Origin of the sequence: Alteromonas lipotrueiana, assembly GCF_019249245.1 — a bacterium.
GTDB lineage: Bacteria > Pseudomonadota > Gammaproteobacteria > Enterobacterales > Alteromonadaceae > Alteromonas > Alteromonas lipotrueiana.
Genome location: NZ_JAESDK010000017.1, coordinates 46,182 through 58,177, shown reverse-complemented (window position 1 = coordinate 58,177; position 11,996 = coordinate 46,182). Strand labels below are relative to the sequence as shown.

Annotated in this window: 6 protein-coding genes; 3 read left to right on the top strand and 3 right to left on the bottom strand. The window is 42.9% G+C overall.

Annotation, left to right across the window (positions count from 1 at the left end):
- Positions 1-30 precede the first annotated feature (30 nt).
- The 3 genes from fadI (at position 31) to JK130_RS12080 (ending at position 3,893) form a co-directional block, all read left to right on the top strand.
- Positions 31-1,341 carry an acetyl-CoA C-acyltransferase FadI gene (gene fadI / locus JK130_RS12090; protein WP_218354583.1) on the top strand — a complete coding sequence of 437 codons (1,311 nt, stop codon included), beginning with the start codon at positions 31-33 and terminating at the stop codon, positions 1,339-1,341.
- The gene (gene fadJ / locus JK130_RS12085; protein ID WP_218354582.1) at positions 1,341-3,500 is read left to right on the top strand and encodes a fatty acid oxidation complex subunit alpha FadJ; all 2,160 of its coding nucleotides are present in this window, start codon (positions 1,341-1,343) and stop codon (positions 3,498-3,500) included. Before fadI ends, fadJ begins: the two co-directional genes overlap by 1 nt.
- Before the next feature lie 177 nt (positions 3,501-3,677).
- Positions 3,678-3,893 (top strand): hypothetical protein, encoded by a 216-nt coding sequence (locus tag JK130_RS12080; protein WP_218354581.1) that lies wholly within the window; start codon positions 3,678-3,680, stop codon positions 3,891-3,893.
- A 48-nt stretch (positions 3,894-3,941) separates the two neighbouring features.
- Here the strand turns inward: JK130_RS12080 and JK130_RS12075 are convergent, their stop codons facing one another.
- The 3 genes from JK130_RS12075 to JK130_RS12065 all read right to left on the bottom strand — a co-directional run bounded on the left by JK130_RS12075 (position 3,942) and on the right by JK130_RS12065 (position 11,952).
- On the bottom strand, positions 3,942-4,106 hold the full coding sequence (locus JK130_RS12075) for a hypothetical protein (protein ID WP_218354580.1): 165 nt from the start codon (positions 4,104-4,106) through the stop codon (positions 3,942-3,944).
- Positions 4,107-4,526: 420 nt separating this feature from the next.
- Complete coding sequence (locus JK130_RS12070) at positions 4,527-9,023, bottom strand: EAL domain-containing protein (protein ID WP_218354624.1); 4,497 nt, start codon at positions 9,021-9,023, stop codon at positions 4,527-4,529.
- 181 nt (positions 9,024-9,204) lie between these two features.
- On the bottom strand, positions 9,205-11,952 hold the full coding sequence (locus JK130_RS12065) for an insulinase family protein (protein WP_246587786.1): 2,748 nt from the start codon (positions 11,950-11,952) through the stop codon (positions 9,205-9,207).
- Positions 11,953-11,996: the final 44 nt, after the last annotated feature.

The window sequence follows — 11,996 nt, the reverse complement described above, 5'->3', positions numbered from 1 at the left end:
ACTTAGTGTGGCAAATGGTTCAGGTACAATATGGCGACTAAACAGCAGATAACGACACGTCAGGGCGATCGAATTGCGATTGTTTCTGGTTTAAGAACACCTTTTGCAAAAATGGCTACGTATTTTCATGGCGTACCCGCCGTCGATTTAGGCAAAATGGTAGTAAATGAGCTTCTTATCAGAAACGGGGTCTCCCCGGATCTGGTTGATCAGGTAGTGTATGGCCAGGTGGTTCAGATGCCTGAAGCACCTAATATTGCGCGTGAAATTGTGCTTGGCACCGGCATGAATGTGCGCACAGATGCTTACAGCGTATCACGCGCGTGTGCCACCAGCTTCCAGTCTACGGTAAATATTGCCGAAAGTATGATGGCTGGAAATATTCAGGTAGGCATTGCTGGTGGCGCTGACTCAACGTCAGTGTCTCCTATTGGCGTATCTAAAAATTTAGCTCGGGCACTGGTTGATTTACAAAAAACAAAAACGATGGGCCAGAAGCTAAATGTATTAAAGCGTTTGTCATTCAAAGATCTGATGCCGGTACCCCCGGCAGTAGCAGAATATTCTACCGGACTTTCTATGGGCCAAACTGCTGAGCAAATGGCGAAAACGCATAATATTGCGCGTAAAGACCAGGACAAGCTTGCGCATCGCTCGCATAGTCTGGCTGCCCAAAGCTGGGAAGAAGGAAAGCTTGATAACGAAGTTATGACCGCCTATGCAGAACCCTATAAAGGAGCGCTGGGCCGCGATAACAACATACGGTTTGATTCTAAAGAAGAAAGCTATGCGAAACTTCGCCCCGTATTCGACAAAAAATACGGCTCGGTTACCGCCGCCAATGCAACTCCGCTAACCGACGGCGCATCAGCGGTACTGATGATGACTGAAAGTCGTGCGAAAGAACTGGGCTATACGCCTTTAGGCTTTATCAAGAGCTACGCGTTTTCAGCAATAGACGTATGGGAAGATATGCTGATGGGCCCGTCTTACGCTACGCCTATAGCGTTAGATCGCGCTGGTATGTCACTTAATGACCTTACCCTTATTGAAATGCATGAAGCGTTTGCGGCTCAAACTCTGGCGAATGTTAAAATGTTCGCCAGCGATAAGTTTGCGAAAGAGAAATTGGGCCGTGACAAAGCGACCGGCGAGATAGATATGGACAAATTTAACGTAATGGGCAGCTCTATTGCTTACGGACACCCATTTGCGGCTACCGGTACGCGAATGATTACCCAAATGCTAAATGAACTTCAGCGGCGCGGCGGTGGCACCGGCCTGGTAACAGCGTGTGCTGCTGGCGGATTAGGTGCAGCAATGATTGTGGAGACAGAATAATGACAGAACAAAACTCTAACCCGCAGACTACTGAAGATACCGTGTCCAGCGCCTTCTCATTAGAGAAAAAAGACAATGGCATTGCTATTTTGACGATGGACGTGCCTGGCGAGTCGATGAATACGCTTAAAGCGGAATTTGGCGATCAAATTAATACAATGCTTGATGACATTGAAGCAGATAAAAGCATTAAAGGCGTGGTGTTAACCAGCGGCAAAAAATCGTCTTTTGTGGCCGGCGCTGATATTTCTATGCTGAGCGAGTGCAAAACGGTAGAGGACGCTCAACGCCTTGCCAGCGGTGGACAAGAAGTTTTTAACCGCATTGAAAAGATGCGCCCCACTTTTGTCGCTGCTATTCATGGCCCGGCATTAGGCGGCGGGCTAGAGCTTGCCCTGGCGTGTCATTTCAGAGTATGTACCGACGATAGCGCGACTCAATTAGGGTTGCCAGAGGTTCAGTTAGGATTATTACCAGGTAGCGGTGGAACTCAGCGTTTACCAAGACTTATTGGTATTCAGCAAGCAATGAAAATGATGCTAACCGGCTCACCAGCTCGGGCAAAGCAAGCTAAAAAATACGGTATTGTTGATGAAGTGGTACCGCATAGCGTACTGCTTGACGTTGCTGAAAAATTCGCTTTGAAACGTAAACCTGAACGTCAGGCGCCGCAAAAAGGCATGATGAATAAACTGCTTGAGCAAAACAGCATGGGGCGCGGCATGGTCTTTAAAAAAGCCCGTGAGCAGACGTTCGCTAAAACCAAAGGTAACTATCCAGCGCCGGCTAAAATTATTGATGTCATTGAGACCGGAGCAAATGAGGGAATGGCAGCAGGTTTGCGCGCAGAAGCAAAGGCGTTCGGTGAGTTAGTTATGTCCCCCGAGTCGTTTCAGCTGCGTGAAATATTTTTTGCCACCACTCAAATGAAAAAAGAAAAAGGTGTCTCAGGCGTTTCACCCCACAAGGTGAACAAAGTGGGCGTTTTGGGCGGCGGACTAATGGGGGGCGGTATTGCCTTTGTTACTGCAAGTAAAGCAGGTGTGCCCGCTCGCATCAAAGATATTCGTCCTGAAGGTATTGCCCATGCCATGAAGTATAGCTATGACATCTTGACCGGAAAAGTCAAAAAGCGTCATATTCGTAAATCTGATATGCAAAAACAAATGTCACGATTGACAGGTACGCTTGATTATAAAGGCTATCAGGATGCAGATATGGTTATAGAAGCCGTGTTTGAAGATATTGAGCTTAAACAAAAAATGGTAGCCGATATTGAGCAACATTGTCAGGACTCAACAATTTTTGCTTCAAATACCTCTTCAATTCCTATCGGGCAAATTGCTGCAAAAGCTCAAAGACCTGAAAATGTTATTGGTCTGCATTATTTTTCACCGGTAGATAAAATGCCACTGGCTGAAGTTATTGCACATGAAAAAACCAGCGATGAAACCATTTCGACAACGGTTGAGTTTGCCCGTAAGCAAGGCAAAACCCCCGTGGTGGTTAAAGACGGTGCTGGTTTTTATGTTAACCGAATTTTAGCGCCTTACATGAATGAAGCTGCCAGTTTGTTGTTAGCGGGCGAGCCCATTGAGCATATTGATAAGTCTTTGGTAAAATTTGGCTTTCCGGTAGGTCCAATCAAATTGTTGGACGAAGTTGGTATAGATGTAGGAACAAAAATCATCCCAATTTTGGTAGAGGCTTTTGGCGACCGTTTTACAGCACCCGATGCTTTTGACAAAGTACTGGCTGACAATCGTAAGGGTAAGAAAAACCAAAAAGGTTTTTATCTTTATGAAGGTAAAAATGCCGGTAAAGAGGTAGACGAAAGTATTTACAATCTACTGGGTATTTCACCTTCATCCTCTCGCAGTGAAAAAGAAGTAGCTGAACGCTGCGTACTGATGATGCTAAACGAAGCCGCAAGGTGTTTGGATGAGAACGTAATACGCAGCGCGCGCGACGGCGATATCGGCGCAATATTCGGTATTGGCTTTCCGCCATTTTTAGGCGGGCCTTTCAGATACATGGATTCTCTGGGTATTGATACGGTTGTCGAGAAGCTTGAACGCTATGCCGACAAGGTTTCAGACAAGTTTGCGCCGTGCGATCTTTTAAAACGTATGAACGTTGAAAATCAAACCTTTTATTAATTCATAGCGTTGCAGTTTTAAAGCCGGTAGGGGCAAGCCTCTTATCGGCTTTTTTGTGCCTGGGTATTTTTACGCACACTGCATATTATGAAGAATAGATTGGATCGATTGATATTTGAGCTGTATAATATGCCACCGATTTTGGCTTCAATAACATTATAGACAGGGGCGAGTGTAATGATAATGTTGGTATGGCCAATAGCGCTATTAACCGCGGCAATATTTTTTGGTGGGTATTTTTATGTCGAAGCAACCAAAGCTGGCATGAAAAAAGAACGTTGGGCGTTAGCAGGTTTGGCCCTGGGGCCTATGTTATTTCCCCTGTTTTCTTTTCACCGTTATATTCAGATGAAACGCGATACAGGGTTAAATAATATCTGGATGGCTGCCTGATAAGGCGAGGGCGGAAGAGGCTAAACTGAAGCCTCTTCCGAAATATATTTACCACTTAACGCCGCAAATTTTGCCGCAGTTTGAAGGGCGTACTGCCTGAGTTTGTGTTGATGATTCAACTTTCTTTTCTAGTGGACGAACACTTTCCTGTGTATTAACTGATGCCTGAGCGCTGGTCGATAGTACAAGTGCAACTGCGTATGCTTTCAACATGGTTTTTTTCCTTGTGTATTTATTTGGTTTTATTTTTTTATATAACCGTTAAAGTTATGTGCGGTTATATAAAAGATAAAGCGAATACCGTGCCAGAATGAAAGGGTAAAATAAAACGTTTGTATTTCAGTTACTTACACCCAGTTGTCAAGATTCTGTCAGTTGACATAGCCGAATTAAAACTCACCCTATATCACTAGTAAAATAGTGTCACTTTTTTGACGGGTTACCAATAAAGGTGCAGGTTCTGAAGATAAGAGAGCGCTTTTTACCAGGGTTATGAAAATAGAAAATCATAATAGTGGCGAGTAGTGGGTAAAATACAAACATAAAAGGCGTAAAACGCAGTATAAAAGTAGTGTTTAATATCAGCGAACAATAAAAATCACACTACCTTTTTAATACATAGCACTGGGGAGGCTAGGAAGGGTTATTGTGGCTTATCAGGTGGTGAAGCTGCTGGTTCTGGCGTAACAACGTTTCGAAACGCTCTGCATTAATAGGGCGGCTATACAAAAAGCCTTGTAGCATTTCGCATTCGTAGCGGCGAAGTATGGTTAACTGGCTTTCTTTTTCAACGCCCTCGGCTACCACTTTAAGTCCCAGATTATGCGCAATATTGATAATAGCCGCGGCCATGTGCCTATCGACACTGCTTTTATCAATATCATCAATAAAGGCTTTATCAATTTTGAGCGTGTTTAACGGAAAACGTTTTAAATACGCTAACGAGGAATAGCCGGTGCCAAAATCGTCCAGCGCCAGATGTATGCCTTTTTCGCGAAGACGTTCCATCATGCGTAACCCTTCGTCAGGGTTTTCCATAAGCGTACCTTCGGTAATTTCACACTCCAGATGTAACGGCGACAGTCCTACTTCTTTAAGTATGCGAATAATACGGTCATCTAAGTCGGGTAATTCAAATTGTTTGGCTGATATATTTACCGCCACCCGGCCACTAAAGATGCCTTCGCTAACCCAGCGTTTGGTGTCGGTTAATGCCTTGCGCAGTACCTGCTCGCCAATTTCGATGATTTGGCCTGTCTGCTCTGCCAGCGGTATAAATTGCCCCGGGCTAACAATGCCTTTATGGGGGTGTTCAAAGCGAACTAACGCCTCCATGCTTACAAGTTTGCCTGAATTTATATCAACCTTGGGCTGATAAAAAACGCTGAACAAATCATCTTTAATTCCCTGGCGAATCAGGTTTTCAATTTGTAGCTGGCGAACAGCATTCTGATTCATCTCGCCGCTGAAGAACTTATAGCTATTCCCGCCATTATTTTTAGCAAAATACATAGCGGTATCGGCATTTTTAAGCATTTCCTGCGAACTGCTACCATCTTCAGGATAAAACGCAATACCAATACTGGCACCTAATACAAATTCTTGTTTGTTAATAATAAACGGGCGTGCAAGAGTGTCCAGTAAGCCCTGGGCGTAATGAGTAATAGTATGAATATCAGATTTATCTTCAAGCAAAATACTAAACTCATCGCCACCTAACCTATAACAGGTCGCCGTTTTGCCGGTGGTGCGCAAAATACGTTTAGCAATCTGTTTTATCAGAACATCCCCTGTTTGATGGCCCAAAGAGTCGTTAATCTTCTTAAAGTTGTCCATGTCTAAACACAGCAATGCATGTTTTTCAGTACGCCGTACCAGATTTTGATGACTTGCCTGAAAAAACGAACGGTTAGGCAGGTCGGTTAGTGGGTCGGTATTGGCTAACTTCAGCAATTCTTTTTCAGTATTCTTGCGCGACGTAATATCTGAAAATACCCCTACAAAATGGCTGATTCTGCCTTCTTCATTGTGAACAGCATCAAGGTTTAGCTCCATTTCAAACTTTTCACCATTAATGCGGGCCGATTCTACTTCGCCAAACCAGTTGCCTTTTGCCCGTAGAGTTTTTTTAATCTCTTCGGTAAAGGGTTCGGGATACTGATGAAAATACAAATACGAAGCAAGCGCCTGGTCACGGGTTTCGCCGGTGTACTGGCAATACGCATTATTAACAGAAATAAATTTAAAGTTGGTATCGGTTATAAACACCCCTTCAGAAATATTTTCAATAGAGCGTTTAAATAGATTCAGCTGTTCTTCGGCTTCTTTAAGATGATGAATATTCTTTAAAGTACCTGTCATCCTGACGGGTTGGTCATTGTGATCGCGGGTAACTACCTTGCCCCGGTCTAAAATCCATATCCATTGATTATTGAAGGTTTTAGCCCGATAAGTCAGTTCATAGTATTCGGTTTTATTACCCAGATGCGCTTTTAATGCTTCTTGTACTCTTAACAGGTCGTTAGGGTGAATATTGGCATCGTAAGCGGTAGAGGTACGAATATTGTCCTGAGGAAAATCCAGCGTACCCCAGGTATTCGACCTATATACCTGGCCTTTGTACACATCCCAGTCCCATAGTTCATCGCCGCTGCTCCATAATGTCAGCTTTAAACGTTCTTCAGATTCACGGATAGCTAACTGGGTTTGTTTACGTGACTGATATTGTTTGAACATTAACAGTAAAATACTCACAAAAATCAGTGCGTAAAGTGCGAGAGCACCGGTATGAAGCCAGGGGGGGCGGCCTACCCTAATATCCAGTGTTGATGTGTCAGACCAACTTTTACCAGCTTCTTTTGCCTGCACTTCGAAGGTATAACTGCCAAACGGAATATTGTTAAACTGCGCATTACGGCCACCTTCAGAGTCCATCCAGTTACCATCGGCGCCCTGAAGACGATAGCGGTATACAACCAAATCAGGAAATAATGGATTAACAAGCTCAAACATAATACTGAAGCGAGATTCATCGTATTCAAGTTCAATATTACTATGCTTGGCGCTTATTATTTTTTGTTCTAATCCGCTTTTACCATCGGTATTGTACCCAAATATTTTAGTGGTCAAAATTATTGGTTTTTGGGTAGGGCGTTCTGACGACGACCTGATTTCTGGCCGGTTGAGCTTGATACGGTTAAAGCCTGTGCTTCCTGCAAAAACAATATGTTCATTTGATGTTTTCAAAGCAACCCCTTCGTTGAAGCTATTATAGCCCAACTGCCCTAAATCAAATGATTCAACTTTTTTAGATGTTGATAGGTCGTAGCCATATATACTGTTATTAGTTGCTACCCACAAAATTTCTTGATGGGGTATCGCCGACATAGGCCCATTACGCTCACCGTCAATAATTTTTTGGTTAACAATCTCTAGACTGACTTTATTTATTTGTAATAAAGTATTTTTACTGGTTAAAGCCCAGTAAGAGTCGCGCCAGGGAAAAATAGTTACCGTTCTGAATTCACTGGGATTCTCAAGGATAATAGTCTTAATTTTTTTTGCTGTATCAGGGTTATAAATAAATAACGACTTTGGATTTGTTATCCACAATCTACCTAATTTATCCTTATGTTGAATCGCTGAAGCTACATCTATGCCCGGTATAATATATTTTTCAATTATTGAAACAGAAGTAGTTGAGGTGAGGAAGTCATTTAAAAGCGCAGAATCTATAGAAAATACAACATTTTTTTCTTCTACTAGCCAAATTTTGTTATCGCTTTTAAAAATTGAGTCAACGAATACACCTTCTAAAAAATGTGCTACCTGAGTGAATGTACTTTTTTCTCGCCGAAAAACTTTAATACCGTTTGATGTAGCAATCCAGAAGTAACCTTTATCATCAATTACTAAATCCCAAAAGGTTTCCTCTCGGTCGGTTAAGTAGTAGGAAATTTTTCCGGATTCAAAGCTAAAGCGGCCTAGACCTTCGCTTTGAGTAACAAACCATAGTATATCGTCTTTATCCTGCTTAATACCCCAGATAGAGTTGCCATCTTTTTTCTCTTGAAAACTCTTCTTGTTTGAGTACACACGGGTATGGCTCTCTTCTGAATTGTATTTAAATAAGCCTTGATAAGATCCAATCCAGATATTGTTATTGCTGTCTCTATGATAGGTAAGTAAATAGCGCTGAGATAAACCAGTAAGCCCTGCTGTATCAGGGCCGATAGATAAAAACTTTTCTGTGTTCAGGTCGTAAATGTCTAGACTAATATCAGTACCTATCCAAAGCTGCTCTTTGTTTTTAAACGCGAAGAAAACAAAAGGAGCTTCTTCAGAGAAACCTTTTTTATCGTATAGTTCCTGAGTAGTTCCATTGGCCTGAATTTCTATCAAACCAGTTTCAGTGGCAATCCAATACATGCCTTCAATCACATTAATATGATTAATTACTTTAGCGGAAATATAGATAGACCACGGATTTGCCTCTAATGCAGAATAGAGAGTCTCTGTTGTTTTATCAAAAATAAATAAACCTGCATCTATAGTACCTATCCAGATACGGTTTTTTTCATTGTAAAGAGACATAATTTCTGAGCTGATATTTAAGTTTTCGTTGTACCTAACCAAAGATGCTGTTTGCTCATCCCACCGGTAAAGACTATTGCCTGCAGATACAATCATACCTTCTTCGGCGGTACCGATAATTTTCCCGATTGGACCTAGAGGGTTTGTGGGATCTTGGGAAGAAACTGTATGAAACTGATCAGTCTTCTTGTCAAAACGAGTTAGCCCATCCGGAGTGCCTACCCATAAAACGCTGTTTGAGTCTACAAACAGAGCAGTAATTTTAGCTGAAGGAATAGAGAATGGGTCGCTTTCTGATGGCAAATATTGCTTTATGTCGTACCCAGAATAGCGGTTTAGCCCGTTTAGCGTAGCTACCCAGATATACCCGTCATGATCTTCGGCAATGTCCAGAATGGTTAAGTCTGATAATCCATCGCGTAGGGTAAGTTCTTTAAAATAAATATCTGTTATCGAAACCGCGTGGCTTGGTATAGAAACCAGGCTTCCACACAGGATCATCAGACATAATGTCAAACGAGCGATGGTCGAGCGCACCAAAAAAACACCTTTATATGGCTTGAAGCCTTATCGTTATTAGTTAATGTTATTATTATCGGCTGTGACTCAAAGAACCGAAGTAATAATATGCCGAATTCGATCAGGCTCTACAAGATATTTTTATGGGAATACAACGACTAGCACAAAGATTGAACAATTAGTTGTAGTTTATAACCCTTTAGTTAAAACAGGGGGTGAGTGCTTTAAATTCTGCGATATCGTCAACGCGTTTAGCCTGTTCATCAGCTAATTCACCAAATTGGCCGTTTGCAAACAGGACCAGTTCACCAAACAATTTGCGGTCGGCGAGTTTGCGCGCGTAAGTTCGTATTTCGTCAAAGGTCAGCTCTGCCACGCATTCAGCCAGCTGGCTGTTACGGTTAAACTCATAATCTGATGTGCCCAGGCTAATCCATAGGCGCTGAGATTTCATCGATAAAGACAAATCGCGTTCATCAAGCTGCTTTAATAAGTTCTGTTGAATGGTAGTCCAGTATTCCTCGTAACTATCGATGTTCTGCGCTTGCTCGAACAAAAAGTTCGTTATTTCGGTTAAAATATGGTTTGCAGAATAGTTGGGACTTTGAATATAAAATGCCATGCCAGGATGATGATTGTGGGGAACGTAGCCGGTGCCAACTACATACCCTAATTGCTTTTGCGTGCGCAGCGCACTGAAAAAGGGTGCAGCCAGTATTTGTTCCAGGACCAGACACATGGCAGTGTCTTCTAATCCTGCGCTAGGCGCTTGTAAATAAAGCACCACAGCACTGTCGTCGTGTTCACACGGAACCTGGTGGTGTAACGTGGTGCCAATGGGCAACTTTGAAACCTGTCGCGGCAAGGCTATGCCAGTGGCGTTGGGATTAAGCTCAACCACCTTATCTGCAAAGCTTTTAGCGTCAGAGCCTGACCAGTTTCCATGCATAAAGGTTTCAAGATAATAATTGTCGAGTGCGCGTCGTGAATATTGCAACATATCTTCATAGCGACACTTTTCTAATGCCTTTATTAAATCCACAGGCGCCTGAGTATTACGCTGAATAAGCACACTGAGTCGCGAAAACAAACGGTTTGTCGGCTTATTAAGCAAAGCATTTTGCAATCCTTGTAACTGCATGGCTTTTCGCTGTTCAAATTGCGCCTGGGTGGGTATCTCAGACTGAATGGCTTCAAGCAATTGAGTTGCCAGCAACGTTTGTTGATTGGTAAATCCTCGGGTGTGTAAGCTGAAGCCAGCCTGATGGCCATACAAACGATAATGCAAGCCGGCAATTTCAGCCCGATAATACTTTGCCTGCAGGTTATCGTTCAGACACGCCAGCCAAATTCGCTTAGCTGCGACTGCCTCTAAAGACTCGGTAAAGGCTTTGGTGTCAAAAGAAAAATAGATATCACCTTTGGGGCTGTGAAACTGCTGATCCTGAGCAAACCAACAGGTTACCCCCGTGCTTTTAATTAATGCAGTAGGCCTTTCATAACCAGCCTCATGCAGTGTAAGCGAATACTCACTTCCCATATAAGGGTTTGCAGGGGGCAAAAATATCTCATCTATAACCGCTGGTCTATTAAGCAGTTTAAGTAAGTCTTCATCTAATTTGCTGACGCTGTATTTCGCATCATAATATTGACACTGACGGTCAGTCGATAAGCCTTTGGCAATAAGCTTCACCCGTAAATTATCCGGCGTGAAGTATGTTAAAGCCTGTTCTAGTGAAGGTCTGTCGAAGCAGTCGATAGTATTTCTGAACTGACGTATTTGGTCGTCCTTAAATACAAACATCTGTTGGGCATAATCACATGCCACCGGCATTAGTTTAGGATTTTCTTCGTACTGGTAGGCGAGGCTGTGTAAACGGGCTTTTTCCTGAAAACGCCATGGTTCGTTAAGCGAATTACGAATAATTTCAATATAAGCGAACAAAGCTTCTAAAACCTCATGATGCTGTGTCAGTCCGCTGTCAGTAAGTTGTAAGTTAACATTAAAGTCTTTGTAGTCGTCGCCTTCAATACCACTGCCGGCAATAAGGTTGGTTACCCAGTTTTTAGACTTCAGATAAGCCAGTAATGACCCTTCGCCTTCATCACCGAGCAAATGACTAATATAATTTAAAGGCTTTACTTCAATATTATTGTGTAAAGCGGGCATAGGAAAGGTAACAATCATGCGTCGCGCTGATTGCAGGGGCTCAATATTTATTTGAATACCTTTTTGCTGATCAAGGTAAAGCGGTGGCCAGGATGCCGGGGCCGGTTTGCCAGCGGGTAGGTCTTCAAACATTTGTGTTAATGCGGCAAAAAGATCTTCGGTGGGCACCGCAGAAAATACGCACAAAGCCATATTGCTGGCACAATAATATTGTTGGTGATGAGCGTGTAACAATTCTTTTAAAGACGTAATGTCACGCTGTCCGAATATTTGGGCGTTTCCTACAGAAAATTTACTAAAAGGATGGGCCTGATTGCAGGTTTCTTTGTGGATTTGGTATAGCCTGCGTAAATCATCTTTGCGTTTAAACTGGAATTCGGCTTCGATAGACTGAATTTCTTTTTCAAGCACATCTGGCTTCAGAAGCGGGCTTTGCAACATATCGGCGAAGGCCGGTAACAGCGTTGGCAGTACTTCATTCGGGCAATTAAAATGATAATTGGCATACTCGGTTCCCGTCCAGGCGTTAAGAGTGCCACCATAGTGCTCTATCAGATTGTTTATCTGATTGGGCTCGGGCAATCGTGCCGAGCCTAAAAACAACCCGTGTTCAAGTAAATGCGCTAAACCATGACAGTGGTCGGGGTCATAAAAATGGCCCGCCTTTACAGCCATAGATACGTAGCTTACGGCACTGTCCTCAATCGGGCAGTGCATAATTTTAAGGCCATTTGGTAACGTTGCAAACTGAGATTGCGTGAAATTAAGCGTGGTCAAAATGCCCTCGGGTTATTAGGTTTAGCTGCATTTTAAGGAATCAA